At 71.9% G+C, this 18334-nt stretch carries 15 protein-coding genes; 12 read left to right on the plus strand and 3 right to left on the minus strand.

The genetic code is table 11. The annotated features are described in order from the left end of the window. The first annotated feature begins 163 nt into the window (after positions 1 to 163). The 3 genes from ACZ58X_RS32490 to ACZ58X_RS32500 all read left to right on the plus strand — a co-directional run bounded on the left by ACZ58X_RS32490 (position 164) and on the right by ACZ58X_RS32500 (position 3288). Positions 164 to 814, plus strand: a complete 651-nt coding sequence (locus ACZ58X_RS32490; RefSeq protein WP_470337161.1) for an SRPBCC family protein — start codon at positions 164 to 166, stop codon at positions 812 to 814. Between the two features lie 156 nt (positions 815 to 970). Then, entirely contained in the window at positions 971 to 2431 is a 1461-nt protein-coding gene (locus tag ACZ58X_RS32495; protein WP_470337162.1) for a uracil-xanthine permease family protein, read from the plus strand. A gap of 125 nt (positions 2432 to 2556) precedes the next feature. Then, a complete protein-coding gene (locus ACZ58X_RS32500; RefSeq protein ID WP_470337163.1) occupies positions 2557 to 3288 on the plus strand; it encodes a heparin lyase I family protein in 732 nt (243 codons plus the stop codon). Positions 3289 to 3337: 49 nt separating this feature from the next. On the opposite strand, the gene ACZ58X_RS32505 is transcribed toward ACZ58X_RS32500, so the two are convergent. Continuing rightward, positions 3338 to 4534: an MFS transporter gene (locus tag ACZ58X_RS32505; RefSeq protein WP_470337164.1), complete on the minus strand. Its 1197-nt coding sequence runs from the start codon at positions 4532 to 4534 to the stop codon at positions 3338 to 3340. 240 nt (positions 4535 to 4774) lie between these two features. Here ACZ58X_RS32505 and dacB point away from each other — a divergent pair, with 240 nt between their 5' ends. The 7 genes from dacB to ACZ58X_RS32540 all read left to right on the plus strand — a co-directional run bounded on the left by dacB (position 4775) and on the right by ACZ58X_RS32540 (position 12390). Next, positions 4775 to 6394, plus strand: a complete 1620-nt coding sequence (gene dacB, locus ACZ58X_RS32510; RefSeq protein ID WP_470337165.1) for a D-alanyl-D-alanine carboxypeptidase/D-alanyl-D-alanine endopeptidase — start codon at positions 4775 to 4777, stop codon at positions 6392 to 6394. 220 nt (positions 6395 to 6614) lie between these two features. Continuing rightward, positions 6615 to 7010: an SseB family protein gene (locus ACZ58X_RS32515; protein WP_470337247.1), complete on the plus strand. Its 396-nt coding sequence runs from the start codon at positions 6615 to 6617 to the stop codon at positions 7008 to 7010. A gap of 25 nt (positions 7011 to 7035) precedes the next feature. Beyond that, complete coding sequence (locus ACZ58X_RS32520) at positions 7036 to 7575, plus strand: hypothetical protein (RefSeq protein ID WP_470337166.1); 540 nt, start codon at positions 7036 to 7038, stop codon at positions 7573 to 7575. 4 nt (positions 7576 to 7579) lie between these two features. After that, positions 7580 to 9409, plus strand: a complete 1830-nt coding sequence (locus ACZ58X_RS32525; protein WP_470337167.1) for a putative T7SS-secreted protein — start codon at positions 7580 to 7582, stop codon at positions 9407 to 9409. A gap of 57 nt (positions 9410 to 9466) precedes the next feature. Next, positions 9467 to 10045: a type VII secretion system-associated protein gene (locus tag ACZ58X_RS32530; protein WP_470337168.1), complete on the plus strand. Its 579-nt coding sequence runs from the start codon at positions 9467 to 9469 to the stop codon at positions 10043 to 10045. Beyond that, on the plus strand, positions 10042 to 10353 hold the full coding sequence (locus ACZ58X_RS32535; protein ID WP_470337169.1) for a hypothetical protein: 312 nt from the start codon (positions 10042 to 10044) through the stop codon (positions 10351 to 10353). The genes ACZ58X_RS32530 and ACZ58X_RS32535 overlap by 4 nt, the downstream gene beginning before the upstream one ends. A gap of 648 nt (positions 10354 to 11001) precedes the next feature. Continuing rightward, positions 11002 to 12390, plus strand: a complete 1389-nt coding sequence (locus ACZ58X_RS32540; RefSeq protein ID WP_470337170.1) for an MFS transporter — start codon at positions 11002 to 11004, stop codon at positions 12388 to 12390. A gap of 59 nt (positions 12391 to 12449) precedes the next feature. Here the strand turns inward: ACZ58X_RS32540 and ACZ58X_RS32545 are convergent, their stop codons facing one another. Next, positions 12450 to 13403: a hypothetical protein gene (locus ACZ58X_RS32545; protein WP_470337171.1), complete on the minus strand. Its 954-nt coding sequence runs from the start codon at positions 13401 to 13403 to the stop codon at positions 12450 to 12452. Positions 13404 to 13586: 183 nt separating this feature from the next. Between ACZ58X_RS32545 and ACZ58X_RS32550 the strand changes: the two genes are divergently transcribed. Further along, the gene (locus ACZ58X_RS32550) at positions 13587 to 16337 is read left to right on the plus strand and encodes an ATP-binding protein (RefSeq protein WP_470337172.1); all 2751 of its coding nucleotides are present in this window, start codon (positions 13587 to 13589) and stop codon (positions 16335 to 16337) included. 27 nt (positions 16338 to 16364) lie between these two features. Here ACZ58X_RS32550 and ACZ58X_RS32555 read toward each other — a convergent pair whose 3' ends face one another. After that, the gene (locus ACZ58X_RS32555) at positions 16365 to 16799 is read right to left on the minus strand and encodes a DoxX family protein (RefSeq protein WP_470337173.1); all 435 of its coding nucleotides are present in this window, start codon (positions 16797 to 16799) and stop codon (positions 16365 to 16367) included. A 396-nt stretch (positions 16800 to 17195) separates the two neighbouring features. Between ACZ58X_RS32555 and ACZ58X_RS32560 the strand changes: the two genes are divergently transcribed. Beyond that, positions 17196 to 18302, plus strand: a complete 1107-nt coding sequence (locus tag ACZ58X_RS32560) for an NADH:flavin oxidoreductase/NADH oxidase (protein ID WP_470337174.1) — start codon at positions 17196 to 17198, stop codon at positions 18300 to 18302. The last annotated feature ends 32 nt before the right edge of the window (positions 18303 to 18334 follow it).

Genomic DNA, 18334 nt, shown 5'->3' on the forward strand with positions numbered 1-18334 from the left:
CCGCCGCCTTCCGTGCCGCCTCGGCTACATCCTCAAGTTTTGGTTAGAGGCTATCACCGAAGCTGTTGACCCCGACCGGGCCAAGGAGTTACAACTTCTAACGAACAAAGGAACATCTAACGGATCCACCAGGCCAAACCTCCGCCGACCCAAGGGGACCGCCATGTCCGGCATCCGCACCGCCCTCGCCGCCGCCACCGTGCTCGCCACCGCCCTCGCCGCCACCGCGCTCGGCACCGCCGCCGCGCCCGCCCGGGCCGCCGGCACCGCCCAGGCCGCCACCGCCCACTCCGGCACCCGCTCGCCCGCGCCGCTCACCTGCCGGGGCCAGGGCGTCGACCCCGAGGCCCGGGTCCGCTACCGCACCGAGGCCCTGATCCACGCCTCGCTGTCCACCGTCTGGCGGCTGCAGACCGACGTCGCCCGCTGGCCGTCCTGGCAGCACGCCGTGTCGGGCGCCGAGCGCCTGGACCGGGGCCCGCTGCGGGCCGGCTCGGCGTTCCACTGGACCACCCCGCTGCCGCCCAACCCCGCCACCACCGCCCCCGCCCTGGACATCACCTCCACCGTCCGGCAGCTGCGCCCCGGCGCCTGCATCCGCTGGACCGGCCCCGCCGGCGCCGAGGGCCTGCACATCGACGGCGTGCACGTGTGGACCTTCACCCCGGTGCGCGGCGGCGTCCTGGTGCGCACCGAGGAGACCCACACCGGGCCGCAGGTCGACGCGGACGTCCCGGCCGCCACCGCGATCCTGCGCCAGGGCCTGGACGCCTGGATCGGCGACCTCACGGCCGCCGCGCAGGCCCGGGACTGACGCCCCGTCGCCCGCCCCCTCCCCCGGCCCCTCCCCCGGCCCCGGCCCCGTGCGCGAGTGCGCAGGTCAGGCGCGGGGCCGGTGGCGCGCGGGAGGCCGGACGACCACGAGAATGGTGCGGACAGTCCCCCGCAAGTTCAGAGAAGGAACCCCCACATGGATCTCGGCGTGCGCTGGAAGCTGCACGGTGACGGGCGCACGCCCGCACCGGGAGCGGTCGTCCGCCCCGACGAACGGCTCTCCTGGCCCCGCACGGCAGGGCTCGGCGCCCAGCACGTGGTCGCCATGTTCGGGGCGAGCTTCGTCGCCCCGGTGCTGATGGGGCTCGACCCCAACCTGGCGATCATGATGTCCGGCGTCTCGACCGTGATCTTCCTGCTGGCCACCCGCGGCCGGGTGCCCAGCTACCTCGGCTGCTCGCTGTCCTTCGTCGGGGTCGCCGCGGTGATCCGGGCGCAGGGCGGCACCAGCGCGACGGTGACCGGCGCGGTGCTCGTGGTGGGCGTGGTGCTGTTCCTGGTGGGACTTGCGGTGCAGTACTTCGGGGCGCGGATCATCCACGCGACGATGCCGCCGATCGTCACCGGCGCCGTCGTCATGCTGATCGGCTTCAACCTCGCCCCGGTCACCGCCTCCACCTACTGGCCGCAGGACCAGTGGACGGCGCTGCTGGTGATGCTGTTCACGGGCCTGGCGGTGGTGTGCCTGCGCGGCTTCTGGTCGCGGGTGGCGATCTTCCTCGGACTGGTCTTCGGGTACGGGATCTCCTGGGTCTTCGACCGGGTCTTCGGCAGGATCCACTCGGTGGGCCCGGGCGGGCAGCCGACCGACCACTGGCGCCTGGACCTCTCCGGCGTCGGCAAGGCGGACTGGATCGGCCTGCCCACCTTCCACGGCCCCTCCTTCCAGTGGTCCGCCGTGCTGGTCGCGCTGCCCGTGGTGATCGCGCTGGTCGCCGAGAACGCCGGACACGTCAAGGCGGTCGGCGAGATGACGGGCGAGAACCTGGACGACAAGCTGGGCACCGCGATCTCCGCGGACGGCGTCGGCTCGGTGCTCTCCACCGCGCTCGGCGGCCCGCCCAACACCACCTACTCCGAGAACATCGGCGTCATGGCCGCCACCCGGGTCTACTCGACCGCCGCCTACTGGGCCGCGGCCGGCTTCGCCCTGCTGTTCGGCGTCTGCCCGAAGTTCGGCGCGGTCGTGGCCGCGATCCCCGGCGGGGTGCTCGGCGGCATCACCGTCATCCTGTACGGCATGATCGGGCTGCTCGGCGCCCAGATCTGGATCAAGTCCGGGGTCGACCTGCGCAACCCGCTGAACCTGGTGCCGGCCGCGGCGGGCATCATCATCGGCATCGGCAACGTGACCCTCAAGTTCAGCGACACGTTCAGCCTCAGCGGCATCGCGCTGGGCACCCTGGTCGTCATCACCGGCTACCACGCGCTGCGGGCGCTGGCCCCCGCGCACCTCAAGACCCAGGAGCCGCTGCTAGACGAGGGCACCTCCTCGTACGACGCGCCGTCGCCCGGGGACTCCGGAAGCACCGGGAGCACCGGCGGCACCGGCGGCACCGGGGGCTCCGGGAGCGGGGGGCGGCGGCGCGAGCCGTAGGCAGAATTGGCCGGGACATGACCTGACGGTACTTCCGCCGGTCGTTCCGCCTGGTCAGCAGGGCCGTCGGGTGGTCGAATCGCACGCAGCGATCCGACCACCCGATTCCACCCACTGGGAGTGGCATGTCCGTTCTGCCCCACCGCCGCCGGCTCACCGTCGGGGCCCTGGCCCTCGCCGTGTTCGCGATCTCCTGCGGCTCGGCCACCGCCGGCACCACCGCCGCCGCGGGCAAGGTCCTGTGGACCCCGAGCACCAAGACCGGCCCGTCCTCCTTCCCCGGCGTGCAGTGCGCCGCCCCGAGCACCTTCGGCGTCGCCAAGGACCCCGCCAAGGGCGAGGTGTGGCGGGCCTTCCAGGCCGCGAACCAGGAGCGCTGCGAGACGGTCGGCCCGGACCTCAAGGCGGGCGACACCTTCTACCTGGGCTGGTCGTCCAAGGTGGACATCAAGGACGACCAGAGCCGGTACGTGTTCCAGCTCAAGTGCTCGCCCAGTGAGGGCACCGCCAACCACCCGATCGAGATCGACATCACCAACAGCCGGGTGCGGCTCCAGGAGTGGGACACCGAGCACGTGGCGCACCCGCTCTGGACGGCGCCGGTGAAGAACGGCGAGTGGCACGCGTACGCGCTCAAGATCCACCTGGGCCGCACCGACGGGACGATCGACTTCTGGTTCGACGGCAAGAAGCAGACGTTCAGCACCGGTTCGGGCACCTTCAAGGGCACCACCTGGGACGGCGACCGCAACTACCTCAAGTGGGGCTCCTACCACCAGAACCCGGGGGCGGCGACGAACACCTTCACCAGCCCGGTGATGGCCACCACCCTGGACCTGGCCACGGCCGGCTCGTAGCAGCACCCACGGGCCCGGACCGCAACGGATGCGGTCCGGGCCCGTGCCGTCAGCGGATCCGGGCGACGCGGGCCGCCGCCACGGCCACCACCAGGCCCAGGCCGACGCAGGCCGCGCAGACGAGGAACATCGTCCGGTACCCGGTGGCCTCGGCGACCAGTCCGAGCGAGCCGCTGCCGGCGGCGAGGCCCACGGTGAAGCAGGCCCCGAAGGTCGACAGCGCGGTGGCGCGCTGGCGTTCGCCGACCGAGCGCACCACGAACAGCCCCAGCACCGGGTAGATCTGCCACATGCCGACCCCGGTGAGCACACCGCCGATCACACCCGCGCCGAGGCCGTCCGACAGCCCGATGAGCGCGACCCCCAGGGCCTCGACGAGGAACAGGGCGGCCAGCGCCACCGGTCGCGTGGCCTCCCAGCGGATCCAGGTGCTCGCCACCCGCAGCAGCACCACGGTCAGGGAGTACGCGGTGACCACGGCCGCTCCCCCGGCGATCCCGAGGGCGTCGAACTTGGCGACCGCGAAGCCGGAGACGGCCGCGAAGCCGAACGCGGTGAAGACCAGCGCGATGCTGGGCAGCACGGTGCCCAGCAGGGCCCGGCCCCGCTCGATGCCGGTGCGCTCCGCCGCCTTCGGGGGCAGGCGCACCTCGGGGACGGACAGGGCGATGGGGATGACGGGCAGGGCGAGCAGCCCGGCGATCACGAACGTGGTCGTGGTGCCCACCAGGTGCTCGACCAGGGTGCCCAGCGGGGCGCCCACGCCGATGGCCACGTAGATGACGGTGCCGCTGAGGCCCAGCGCCCAGCTCTGCCGGTCCTTGGCGACCAGTTGGACCGGCCAGACCCCGGTCGCGGCCAGCATCACGCCCATGCCGATGCCCACCAGCATGCGCAGGCCGACGAGTTGGGCGACCGACCCGGCGAGCGGGTAGCAGACGGTGGCGAGCGTGGTCAGGATCGCCCCGCCGATGGTCAGGGCCCGGGCGCCGAGGCGGTTCATCAGCGCGCCCGACACCGGGCGGGACAGCAGCGCGGTCAGCGCGTAACCGCCGACGACGGCGCCGACCTCGGCGGGGCCGCCGTGCAACGGGCCCGTGACGAGGCCGGGCAGGATCGGGATGGTCAGGGCGAACGGCATGTAGCCGATGCCGCTGCCGAGCGAGATCAGCAGGGCGTGCCGGACGGCTCGCTTGTCGGTGGTCTCGGCAGCAGGCTGTTCCAGCTGTTCGGTCTGTACACGCACGGGTTCACTCCCCCAAGTCACGGCCCCCCTCACCGCTGCGGTGACGGCCCGGGCCGCAGCGCGTGCGGCCCGGGCCTACTGTTATCAGACGCCGCCCGCCTTCGACCGATCGGATGGTTCTCGCACCCCGCGCCGTCAGCACACCGCCCGGGATCCCGGCGCCCGGAGTCCGCATACCTACCATGTGCGCCTTGAGCGCCCCGCGAAACGGGGCTTCCGACTCAAGGAACGGCTGAGCGAATGAGAGCAAGGATCCGCGGTCGGCTTCGGCCCTGGGCCGTCGTCGGCGTCGCACTCGCGGTCGTGGCCGGTACGGCCGCCGCCGCGCCCGGGGAGAACCCGCAGGACGACCTCAGTCCCGACATCACGGCGATCATGAACAAGCCCGCCTACCAGCACGCCCAGTGGGGGCTGCTGGAGATCGACCCCGAGGACGGGCGGGTCGTCCACTCCCGGTACCCCGACCAGTTCTTCATGCCGGGTTCGACCGTCAAGCTGATCACCGTCTCCGGCGCCTGGCACGCCCTGGGCCCCGACCACCGCTTCACCACGCCGGTGCACGCCGTCGGCCGCCTCGACGGGTCGACCCTCACCGGGAACCTGGCGCTCGTCGCCCAGGGCGACCTCACCATGGGCGGCCGCACCAAGCCGGACGGGTCGGTCGACTTCACCCCCATCGACCACACCTACGCCGACGACGTCCCGGGCGCCACCCTCACCCCGGAGGACCCGCTCGCCGGCCTGGACCAGATCGCCCGTCAGGTCCGCGACTCGGGCATCACCACCGTCGACGGCGACGTCGTCATCGACCCGCGGCTGTTCACGCCCCCGGCGCTCAACCCCCAGCCGACCCCCCTCATCATCAACGACAACGTCATCGACCTGCTGACCACGCCCTCCTCCCCCGGGCAGCCCGCCCAGCTGAGCTGGCGCCCGCAGGTCGCGCCCTACCAGGTCACCTCCACCGTCCGCACCGTCGACGCGGGCGGCACCACCGACATCCAGGTCGGCGCCTCCCCCGACGGCACGAACATCACCCTCTCCGGCACCATCGCCGCCGACGCCCCGCCCACCTTGAAGATCTCCCAGGTCCAGGACCCCAACGCGTTCGGGCGCACCGCCCTGATCGAGGCCCTGGCCCGCGCCGGGGTCACCGTCACCGCCCCGCCCACCGGGCCCAACCCGCAGGCCGCGCTGCCCGCCTCGTACAGCGGCGACCCCCAGGTGGCCGCCTTCGTCTCCCCGCCGTACCGCGAGTACGCCAAGCTGATCCTGAACGTCAGCCACAACCTCGGCGCCAACCTGGCCCTGTGCAACATGGCCGTCGGCCGCGGCAGCACCAACTGCTTCGACGGCTTCCCCGTCATCCACGACTTCCTCACCACGACGGCGAAGGTCGACCCGACCCAGTTCCAGATGGCCGACGGCCGCGGCGACGTCCCCGTCGACCGGGTCACGCCCACCGGGCTCAACCAGCTGCTCGCGTACTGGCTGCACACCCCCGACGCGGACGCCTTCCGCACCTCGCTGCCGATCCTCGGCGTGTCCGGCACCGGCGCGCTCTACTGCACCACCGATGCCTGCCCGGCCAAGGGCAAGGTCTTCGCCAAGCCCGGCACCATCATCGGCTTCGACTGGCTCAACCAGCAGTTCGCCATCAACGCCCAGACCTACGCGGGCTACCTCCAGGCGGACGACGGCCACCTCTACACCTTCTTCGTCGGCGTCAACGGCGCGGCCGTCCCGAACATCCAGGGCTTCTTCGACGTCAACGACGACGTCGACCAGATCGCCGTCCTCCTCCAGCAGGAGGCCTGCAAGCAGGACCGCCAGCACCCGCACCGCCCGCCCGCCTCCTGAACCCCCCTCCCCCGCCCCGCCGGGATCGTCAACCGCCACCCGACATCCTGGGATGCTCGGGATCATGGCACCGGTCCCGGTGGGCCGATGGCCGGTGCCCGCCCCGGTTCAGGCACGGCGGCCTTGGCCCTCGAAAGCCGGCAACCCGGTGTTCGAAAGTACGTGCGCTAAGGTATCGGGCGGCCTGTGATGGGGGGTGACGGTGCGTAATACAGGCTTGGTGCATCAGGTGCGGATGTTGCGGGCGGGGGCCGGGGATCCGTTGGTGATGCTGGCGCAGTTTCGGCTCAGTGCCGTACTGGTGCCGTTGTGGGGCGATGAGGCGGTGTGGACGGCGGACGAGAGCGGTCTGCGGTGGATCTTCGCGTTCTCGTCCGAGGAGGAGCTGGCGGCGTTCGTACGGTCCAAGGGGCTTCCGCTGGACGGGTTCCCGTACATGACGGTGTTCGGTAGCCGGTTGTTGGACGTGGCGGTGCCGGGGCTCGGTGTCCCCGGGGGAATCGCGCTGGATGTGGCGGGGAAGGAGCCGATGCTCTTTCCACCGGTGCGGGGGATCGTGCCGGACGCGGTGGCCCTGGACGGGCCGGGGATGACGGGGGGTGTGGGCGTTGGGTGAGGGTTATCAGGCGGATCCTGAGGCGTTGAAGCTGGTGGCGGACGGCCTGACCGGGGTGATCGCCGAGCTGAAGGCGATCGGCATCGCCGGGATCGCGGAGGGCGGGAACGGTTTCACCGAGCTGGAGCTGGGCGGGATGGATGCCGGCGACTCCGAACTGTCTTCGACGTTCGCGGAGTTCTGCGAGCGCTGGAGCTGGGCGGTCAGGTCGCTGGTGGTGAAGGGCTCCAACATGGCGAGCCGGGTAGGCCTCGCGGCCGGCACCTACTACGAGCAGGAGCAGTACGCGAGTGGGCTGGCGAAGGACGTCGTGTCCGGAGTGATGGGCAACCCGCACCTGACCGAGGAACAGGTCGAGCACCGGTCGTGGTCGCAGACCTGGGGCGACAACCCGATCAACGACATCATGCACCCGGACTACTCCGGCGAGTCGTTCGACAAGGCCGAGGACGACATCAAGCAGCAGTGGAAGAAGGCGGCCCAGGACGCCCTCCAGAAGCCCGGATACGTCAACATGACGGTGAACGCGATCACCGGCCCCGTCCCGCCGGCCCCGGAGAAGTGACGCGGTGGGATTCCTCGGAGACGCCCTGGACTTCGTCGACGATGCCGTCGACAGCGGGACGAAGATGGTCGCCAAGGGCCTGCAGAAGGGCGGGCACCTGGCCGGGGAGGCACTCGACGCGGCCGGCCTGCACGGCGCCGGACAGACCGTCAGCGGCTGGGGCGACGACATCGCCGACGACGCCGGCCTCAAGGTCAGGGAACGCAACCTCGACCAGAGCGACGACCCGGCCGAACTGCTGCACGGCGACGCCAAGAAACTGAACGAAGTCGCCGGACACCTGCAGAAGTTCCACGACGCGTTCGACAAGGCCGGCCAGGGCCTGACCCGCCTGGACACCGACCACTGGACCGGAGAGGCCGCCGACAACTTCCGCCGGGACTTCGACCCCCAGCCCAAACAGTGGCTGGCCGCGGCCGATTCCTTCGCGAAAGCCGGCACCGCCCTGACCGCCTACGCCCACACCGTCAGTTGGGCGCAGGATCAGGCCAAGGACGCCGTCCGGATCTGGAAGGAGGCGCAGAAGAAGACCGACGCCGCAGCCAAGTCCTTCATGAACGACGCGATGACCTACGATCTGCGGCTCAAGGCGTACAACGCGACGCCGGCGAACCAGCGCCAGGGCGGCCCGCCGGCCGACCCCGGCACGTTCTCACCCCCTGCGGACGCGGTCGCACAGTTCAAGGAGGCCGAGGACAAGCTCAACGCCGCCCGCACCCAGCGCGACTCCGCCGCCCGCACCGCACTGACGGCGATCAAGGCGCTCGTGGAGTCCGCCCCGGCGATGCCGAGCCGCACGGAGATCCTCAAGGCCGAGGTGATGGACACCGCGACGTCCGTCCCACAACTCGTCACCCACTTCGGCGGCGGTGTCGTGAAGAGCGTCGTCGACCTGAACAAGCTCCTGCGCAGCGTGAACCCGATCGACCCGTACAACGCCACCCACCCCGCCGAGTACGCCACCGGCCTCTCCGGCCTCCTGGCCGGTCTGTCCGGCTCCGCCAACAACCCCGTCGAAGCCGTCAAGGGCCTCGTCGGCAGCGGCTGGGGATCCGACCCCGCCGAAGCCGGCGGCAAACTCTTCGGCAACCTGTTCCTCGCCCCCGAAACCGGCGGCAGCAGCGTCGCCGCCACCGCAGCCGAACGCGAAGCCACCGCCGTAGCCGAGAACGCGGCCAAGAACACCGCCGAACAGGCCGCCAAGGACGCCGCCGAGAAGGCCTCTAAAGAGGCTGCCGAGAAAGCGGCGAAGGAAGCAGCCGAGAAGGCCGCCTGGGAAAAGGATCTGGCGGACCTCCCGCCGGAGGCGAGGAAGCTCCGGGAGCTTGAAGGCCAGAGTACCCCTGAGTGGCCGAACGACCCCTTGAAATCGGCGGCCAATAAGAATGTCGATCTTTCCGACATGAAATATGCCCCGACATGGCGAACCACGACTGAGGACCTCTATCGCTTCGACCGCAGGAGCCCCAGCGAGATCTTCACCCCGGACGGGGGATTCCACCCGTGGGTCGAAGACTACAACAACCTTCGCGGCTATGCAGACAGTAACACAAACTCCGTATTTGTCGGAACAACTCGTGATCCGGTAAACAGAATCGGAGAAACCAAGCCTTGGCGCTATGACATCGATGCCGAAGGCGGCATCGATGTCAATGCCACACTCCGCAAGGACAGTCCTTATCCGGAAGAAATGGAAGTGGCATTTCCGGGCGGGGTCAACCTTGAGAACATCAAGGGAGCCTGGGAAATGCAGGACGGCAAACCGGTCCGATATGTCGAGAACCCGTACTACAGGCCTGAGGCGGGCAGGAATCCGGGCAGCCGCACGCCCTAGAGGTCAGCTGTTGCGAGAATATGGCGCGAGAGCGCCTGGAAAGGTAGGCGGCGGCTGATGGCAGACCGCAAGGAACCCACCCTGACCAATGCCATGCGCGCTGCGGCGCGGAAGCGTCCGGGTCAGTGGCTCTACTCGATAGACCCCGGCTTCGACCCGAACGGCGAGGTCCCTCCACAGGGAATTGCAGGGGCGTGGAAAATTGACCAGGCCGGCAATGCAATGGAATTTGTTCATAATCCAAACTATGCGCCTTCACCGATGGCACTCGGATTGCCTCAGCCAGCTAATGAGATAGAGAACAAGCTGCAGCTGACGGCAACTGGATATTACAGTGAGCAGCGGTTTGCGGCGGCACTTCTGGAAGCAGAGCTGTTTGTCTACACCGGCTCGACCTGGCGAGGCCCTGTCGCAGTTCTCGGAGAAGATGGCAGAAAGATGATTGACGGCTGCACATCCCTCGAATACATTCCGCGAAACTGGCCGGGCGCCGTACCGATGCCGGTTCGCCTGCTGGCCGAGATTCCGGGTGCGATAGACTTCCGGATAAATCCCGATAGTCGAGTCACCGTGACCATCCCTATCGAGGACCTGCGGAAGGTTATGCTCGCAGCAAATGATGGGAGCGGAAGTTGAACGCTGCTGGACCGATTCCGACCGAGGAACAGTACGGAGACGCACGGGCATTTGTCATCAGCTGCCAGCGGCGTAATCGTTCCAAACTGGCGTCGTGCGAGGCCGATATTGTTGCGGCGTTCGATGCATGGTCTCAGCTCATGGACAAGAACCTGGCGCGAACCAGAGTGGCGGTGAACAACGGCGACATGGAGCAAGCCGCGCACTCATGGGCCGTCGTGCTAGAAGGCATCTCGGTCTGGGTGACACGCTCGGACTTCCCGCCCTCCCTGTACCCCGACGCGTACGCGTCGCGCTACGGAAGCTGAACTCGCCCTTCGGCCTCAAAGAATCGCAGAAGCCCGGCCAGCGGAAAGCTGGCCGGGCTCAGCATGATCTGGGTAGGTACGTCTCGCGGGCTACCTGCGTGGAATCGAGCGTCGCCCGCCGACACTGGATTTCCGGGCTCAGTGCCGCCGAGCCGGGCGCAAGGAACATACAGGGGTCAGCTACGGCGAAGTCAGGCCCGAAGGCCCGGGAGGTGCACCTGAGAGGCGGGTGCTGGACTCGGGGCTGGAGCGGCTGCGCGCGGCGCGGCCCACCGTCTGACCTGTGGGCCGGTGGTCTGGACCGGTGCGGCGAAATGTGGCGGGTCCCACACTCTGCGGCCCCGGAAGTGATGAGGGTCACTCAGCACCCCCGGACAGGGGGGTGGATCGTGGTCCGGCCCGTGAGGACTGGGCGGGGCGTAAACCGGCACGGGCGAAGGCCCTGTCCGCTTCGGGACCTTGGGCACGAATCCGGCCGACCTTCGGCCCGGTGGTTCACCGTGCGTATCCGGGCAACCGTGGACGGTCGCCCGGTGTGATCGGGCGGTGGCGCCGTCCACGGTGGGCGGCGTCGTTCCCTGCCGTCTACCCGGCGCACGGGACGCGTGATGAGCGCGTGGCCGTACGTCCCGGAGGACCCCGAAGCCCATGTCCCAAACGATCGACAACGCCCCGTACACCGCCTTCCACCGCAGGCTGGCGCTGGCCTGTTCCGGTGGGCCGCTGCTCGACGGCTACATCCTGAGCATCGTCGGTGTCGCCCTGATCGGGATGCGCCCCGACCTGGGCCTGTCCACCGCGGAGGTCAGCCTGATCGGCGCCGCCGCCCTGGTGGGCATGTTCGTCGGCGGCGCCGTGTTCGGCGTGCTGACCGACAAGATCGGCCGGGAGGTGATGTACACCGCCGACCTACTGGTGATGGTCGCCTGCTCGGTGCTCTCGTTCTGGGTCGACTCGGTGTGGGCGATCACCGTGCTGCGCTTCGTGCTCGGCATGGCGGTGGCCGCCGACTACCCGATCGCCACCTCCCTGCTGGCCGAGTGGCTGCCCGCCAAGCACCGCGGGCGGCTGCTCGGCCAGCAGATCGTCGCCTGGTACGCCGGCTCGGTGCTCGCCTACGTGGTGGGCTACCTGTTCCTGGAGCTGGCCGGACCGGGCAGCTGGCGGTGGATGCTGGCCAGCTCCACCGTGCTGTGCGTGGTGTTCCTGGTGATCCGCCGCGGCTCGCCGGAGTCGCCGCGCTGGCTGGCCGCCAACGGGCGGGTCGGCGAGGCGGTGCGCGTGGTCGAGAAGCACCTGGGGGTGCGGGTCGACGGCCGCGAGCTGATGCCCGACCCGGCCGGGCGCGCCCGCGCCGCCGGCGGGCTGCGGCTGCTGATGACCCCGCCCTACCGGCGCCGCACCCTGTTCTGCGGCCTGTTCTTCCTGTGCCAGGTCGGCCCGCTGTTCGCGATGCTCACCTTCGGCCCGCAGATCCTGTCCTCCTTCGGCATGCCCGGCGGCACCGTGATGGAGACCCTGGGCACCGGGCTGATCAGCCTGGTCTTCCTGCTCGGCTGCTACCCGGCGCTGCGCCTGATCGACACCAAGGGGCGGCGCCCCGTCATCATCTGGTCCTTCGCGCTGATGACGGTGCCGCTGGCGCTGCTGGGCGTGTGGCCCACCGCCCCGGCGGCCGTGGCGCTGACCGCGCTGTGCGCGTACGCCTTCCTGTGCGGCGGGCCGAACGTGCTCGACTGGACCTACCCCAACGAGCTGTTCCCGACCGAGATCCGGGCCACCGCCGTGGGCATGGCCACCTCGGTCAGCCGGATCGGCGCCGCGGTGGGCACCTACCTGCTGCCGCTGGCGCTGACCGGGCTGGGCACCGGCCCGACCATGCTGATCGCCGCCGGGGTGACGGCGCTGGGCCTGCTGGTGTGCGTGCTGTGGGCGGAGGAGACCCGCGGCACGGCGCTGGGCGCCTCCCCGGCCGCGCCGCGTACGGGCCGGGCGCCGGGCGTCCCGGCGCAGCGGGTGGCGCAGACGGTGCGCTGACAGCTGGTCGTGGCGGCGGCGCCGTCCGGGGTTTCCCCGGGCGGCGCCGCCGTTTCTCCTCACCAGAGGGCGTCCGCCGTGTCGTCGACGCCGTTCAGGCGGTTCAGGACGGCCCGGAAGACCCACCGGTCGAGGTACCCGGGGTACTTGGGGTGGGGCGGGAGGGGGTCGTCGCGTTCGACGCCCGGGGGCAGGCCGCCGGTGGCGGGCGCGAGTTCGCGTTCGTCGCGGAAGGCGAGGGCGGTCCAGAACCCTGCGGCCAGCGGCACGGCCGCCACGCCCGGGGGCAGGGGCCAGGACTCGCCGGTCCGGGGGTGTCGCGGGACGACGGCGATGTCGGGGAGGCGGTGGGGCAGTGGTCGGCCCGGGCCGGCCAGGGCCGCGCGCCGGGACGTGCGGGCCGTGCGGGCCGGGTCGGCCGCGGGGGGCGGCAGTTGGGCGAGGAGGGGGCGGAAGGCCTGGGCGAGCGGGCCGGTGGCGAGGGCCAGGGGCGCGCCGTCGGCGGCGTGGACCAGGTGGGCCAGGGTCACGGCGGCCTCCACGTCCCAGCGGATGCTCCGGCTGCCGTCGCCGTCCGCCGGGTCGGTGGCGCACCACCGGTCGGTGACGGTGTGCCAGTCGGCGATCGGGGCGTCGGGGCCCGCCGGGACGGGGCGCACCGCGGACGGTTCCAGCCAGGTGGCCTGCCACAGCGAGCAGTCGTCGATCCTGGTGGCCACCTTGCGGCCGCAGCCGGCGCAGGTGACGTTGGGGCCGTAGCGGCCGTCGATGCCGCAGCAGGCGCCGAGTTCGCGCCGCTGGACGAGGGCGGTGCCGTGGGCGTCGCCGGGGGCGATCACGATGGAGAGTTCCGGCCCGGCCGTGCCCTGGTCGACGGCGTAGGTGCCGGACTCCATCAGGACGGGCATGGCCACGCCGTTGCCGAAGGGCACCCCGGCGTAGAGCGGGTACGGGACCCGCGTCAGCGGCACGGTCAGTGCGGTGCCGCACCCCCTGCACTCGAAGGCCTCCATGCCCGCCCGTTCCCCCTTCGTCCGCCCCGCCGACGGGCGAGTATCGCCGCCCGGGCGGGTGTGGGCCAACGGGTTTTCCGGGCCCGGTGGGCGGCTTTGTCAAGCCCGTGCCGGAGCCGACCGATCGGCAGTAGCCTCGGCCCTCTGCAACGACGGTTCGGGCAGGGCGGATTGGGGGCGGCGGTGGCCGAGGGCAGGGCCGGGGACGGCGGGGCCGGACGGGGCGGCGACGGGCCGCTGCACGAGCGCGAGGCCGAACTCCGCTCGGCGGCGCAGGCGATCGAGGCACTCACCCTGCCCGCCGGTACCGGGGTGGGTGAACTGCTGCTCTACACCGGCGCGGCCGGGCTGGGCAAGACCGCGATGCTCACCGAGGTGCGGCGGGCGGCGAAACGCGCGGGCTGCACGGTGCTGTTCGCCCGGGGCGGGCAGCGGCAGTGCCACGAACCGTTCCACGTGGTGCGCCAGCTGGTGCGGCCGGTGCTGTCGGCCCTGTCCGGTGACGAGCGGGCGCGGGTCTTCGGGCCGTGGGAGGACGTCGTCGGACCTGCGGCGGGCCTGCTGCCACCCGGCGGGCAGCTCGATCCGCAGGGGGTGCGGGACGGACTGGACTTCGTCCTGACCCGTCTCGTGCAGTTGCGTTCGCCGGTGGCCGTGCTGGTCGACGACCTGCACTGGGCCGACCCGGAATCGCTCGGCTGGCTGGCCGGTTTCGCGGTCCGCGCCCGGGAGCTGCCGGCCCTGCTGGTACTCGCCTGCCGCGACGAGTTCCCCGACGACGCGCTGGCACTGCAGCGCGGCCTCGCCGACCGCGCCGACCGCCGGCACGAACTGCGCCCGCTCCAGCCCGCCTCGGTCGCGCACCTGGTGCGCGCGGCCCTGGGCGCGCGGGCCGAGGACGCCTTCTGCCGGCACGTCTGGGCGGTCACCGCCGGGAACCCGTACGAGACCGCCGCTCTGCTGCGCGAGGTGGCCGACCAGCGGCTCGCCCCGGTCGAGGAGAGCACCGGGCTGCTGCGCGAACTCGCCGCCACGGCGAAGGGAATGACGCTGCGGCACTGGCTGGACCGGCTCGGCCCCACCGCGCTGCGCTTCGCCTGGGCGGCGTCGGTGCTGGACACCGACATCCGCCCCGAACTCGCCGCCGTCATCTGCGCCCAGGGGCCGGAGGCCGCCGCCCAGTCCGTCCGGGAACTGCGCCGGCACCGGGTGCTGACCGGTACGCCGACGGGCCGGCTGGAGTTCGTCCACCCGCTGGTCGCCACCTCGGTCTACCAGTCGATGCCACCCGCCACCCGCACCGGGATGCACGGAGTGGCCGCCGTCGAGATCGAGAACGCCGGTCTCGGCCTGCTCTCGGCCTCCCGGCACCTGCTGGAGATCCTTCCCGAAGGGGACGGCCGCATCGTGGCCAAGCTGCGCCGGGCGGCCCGCGAACACCTGGCCATCGGCGCGCCCGAGGCGGCGCAGCGCTGCCTGCGCCGCGCCGTCAGCGAACCGCCCGCCGACGAGGACCGGGCCTCGGTGCTCTACGAACTCGGCTGCTCGGCCCTGCTCACCGACCCGGCGACCACGGTCAACCAGCTCCGCCTGGCGCTCGCCGATCCGTACGGGCTGGAACCCGGGCTGCGGGTGGACGCGACCTTCCGGCTCGCCCAGGCCCTCGCCCACAGCAACCGGCTCGGCGAGGCCGCCGCGCTGTGCGCCGAGGAGGCCGCGCTCACCCCGCCCGGGCCGGGCCGGCTGCGCCTGGAGGTCGCCCATTTCATGTTCGCCGCGTTCCAGTCCGAGGACGCGGACGGGCCCGGCCGCTCCAGGCGGCTCGCGGAGTTCCACCGGATGCTGGACACCGTCGGCTTGGCCTTCACCGATGCCGGCGCCGGCCCGACGGCCCCGGGCCAGGCCGTCGTGTTCGAACACGACGGCCTGGCCCACGCGGTGGCCGTGCTGCGCTGCTGGGACCTCACGCTGCGCGGCGTCGACCACGCACGGGCACTCGCGCTGGGCGAGTCCGCGCTGCCGCAGGGCCGGCTGCCGAGCAGCCTCGGCTGGACCAACGCCACCTGGGGCTTCGAACTGCCCGGGGTCCTGGGTCTCAGCTACCTGTACGCCGACCGCGTCGACCGGGCGGAGGAACTGTTCACCGAGGCGGTACGCGCCTACGAGGTCGCCGGGTGGAGCGGCGGCCACCTCGGCTTCGCGTACCTGCTGACCGGCATGCTGCGGTTCCGCTGCGGCGCCCTCGTCGAGGCGGAGGACTACCTGCGCCGCGCCCTTCGCAGTGCCGAACGGATCGGCCCGGGCACCCCGCTGCACTGGGACGCGGTCGGCGCGCTGGCCGAGACCGTGGCCGCGCGCGGCCGGCTGGAGGAGGCCCTGGAACTCGCGCGCGAACACGCCTTCGGCCCGCCGTTCCCGACGGTGATGGTGCTGCCCGACGCCCCCACGCTGTACGGCCGCCTGCTGCTGGCCCGGGGCGACGCGCCGGGCGCGGCCGAGGTGCTGACCGCCGCCGGGGCGGCCCTGGACGCGCGCGGGTGGCGCAACACGGTGTGGGCGCCGTGGCTGGGGCACCTGGCCCGAGCGGTGGCCCCCGATCAGCCGGACCGGGCTCGCGACCTCGCCGAGGAGGCGGTGCGCCGGGCCCGGGAGTCCGCCACGGACTCGGCCGTCGGCAGCGCCCTGCGGCTGTGCGCCGCGGTGCACGAAGCCCCGCGGGCGGCCGGGTTGCTGGCGGAGGCGGTCCGGTACCTGGAGCGCTCGCCGGCCCGCTACGAGCACGCGATCGCCCTGGTCGACCTCGGTGAGGCACTGGGCTCCGCTCCGTCCGCCCGCACCGCGCTCACCCGAGGCCTGGAGCTGGCCGTCCGCTGCGGCGCCGACGGCCTCGGGGCCAGGGCCCGCGGCCTGCTGTCCGCGGGCCCGGGCGTCTGAGGCGAACCGGGCCGGCGCCGGCAGTGGTCAGACGGAGAGGAGGGGTCTGCCGGGCGCGCGGTGCAGGACCCGCCCCAGGGCCAGGCCGCCCGGTCCGACCGTGGCGATCAGCAGGAAGGCCCAGCAGAACATGACCGCGGCCTCGCCGCCGTTCTGGATCGGCCACAGGCCGTGCTCCTGGTGCACGCTGAAGTAGGCGTAGGCCATCGAGCCGGAGCAGACGAGCGCTGCCGGGCGCACCAGCAGCCCGACGAGGACCAGGAGCCCACCGGCCAGCTGGATCGCGGCCGCCCACCATCCGGGCCACTGTCCGGCCTCGGGCGCTTTGCCGTGTGCTCCGCCCAGGACGCCGAAGAGGGTCGCCGCACCGTGGCACGCGAACAGCAGGGCGACCACGATGCGGAACAGCCCCAGGACCAGGGGGCGGGCACGTTCGAAGAGCGACGAGAGGTCGACGGTCACGGGAACTCCTCGGTCGGGTGGGGGCGGGAAGGCGTTCGGGAGGTGTCGGCTGTGCACGGGATCGCCGGGCCGGCCGGGACGACCCGGCCTCATTTGACGCGGCGGCGCCAATTCTGACGCCGCATCAAATCCGGTGGCAGGCTCGCGGAGCTCTGAGGTTCCTCTGAGTTCCGCGAGCGGACCCGCCCACGGCATCCCCGGCATCGCGTGCCGCCGGTGAGCCGGGGCCGGAGTCCGGGCCCTCACGATAGGAGCCACACGAAATATACGGCCCTTGCAACTTAATCGGTACGCAACTATTGTTGGAGCGCGTAAAGTTCATCCGCAATCGGCTGCGCGCCCATCGCCGGACTCCACCCGGCACCTCCGGCGGCGCCGACCTCATGGGAGTCCGACATGAGCACCACCACTCTCTTCACTCCGTACACCCTGCGGGACGTGACCGTCCCCAACCGGGTCTGGATGCCGCCGATGTGCCAGTACAGCGCCGCACCGGCCGGGGAGGCCGCCGGGGTCCCCACGGACTGGCACTACACCCACCAGGCGGCGCGGGCCGCCGGCGGCACCGGGCTGATCATCACCGAGGCCACGGCGATCAGCCCCGAGGGGCGGATCAGCCCGTACGACCTCGGGCTGTGGAACGACACCCAGGTCGAGGCGTTCCGCCGGATCACCGACTTCCTCAAGGCCCAGGGCACCGTCCCGGCCGTCCAGCTCGGGCACGCCGGGCGCAAGGCCTCCACCGAGCGGACCTGGGTGGACCGCGGGCGCGCCCTGAGCCCCGAGGAGGAGCACGGCTGGACCCCGGTCGCCCCCAGCGCGCTGCCCTTCTCGCCCGAGCACACCACCCCCGAGGAGCTGACGGCCGATCAGATCGCCGAGATCGTCCGGCAGTTCGCCGACGCCGCGCGGCGGGCCCTGGCGGCCGGCTTCCAGGTCGTCGAGATCCACGGTGCCCACGGCTACCTGATCCACCAGTTCCTCTCCCCCGAGAGCAACCGCCGCACCGACGCCTACGGCGGCTCCTTCGAGGGCCGCATCCGCTTCGCGCTGGAGGTCGTCGACGCGGTGCGCGAGGTGTGGCCCCAGGAGCTGCCGCTGTTCTTCCGCGTCTCGGCCACCGACTGGCTCACCGAGAACCCCCAGGACGGCCGCGAGGGCTGGACCTCGCAGGACACCGTGCGCCTGGCCAAGGAGCTCCAGGCGCACGGCGTGGACCTGCTGGACGTCTCCACCGGCGGCCTGGTGCCCGACGCCGCGATCGAGGCCGGCCCCGGCTACCAGGTGCCCTTCGCCGAGGCGGTGCGCGACCAGGTCGGCCTGCCGGTGGCCACCGTCGGCCTGATCACCGAGCCGGCCCAGGCCCAGGAGATCCTCGCCGCCGGCCGCGCCGACGCCGTCCTGCTCGGCCGCGAGCTGCTGCGCAACCCGTCCTGGGCCCGCCACGCGGCCGGCGAGCTGGGCGGCGAGGTGCACACCCCCGTCCAGTACCACCGCGCCTGAGGACGCCGTTGCGGCCGCCGCCCCCGGAGTTC

The sequence above is a fragment of the Kitasatospora sp. NPDC040550 genome (genome assembly GCF_055594965.1).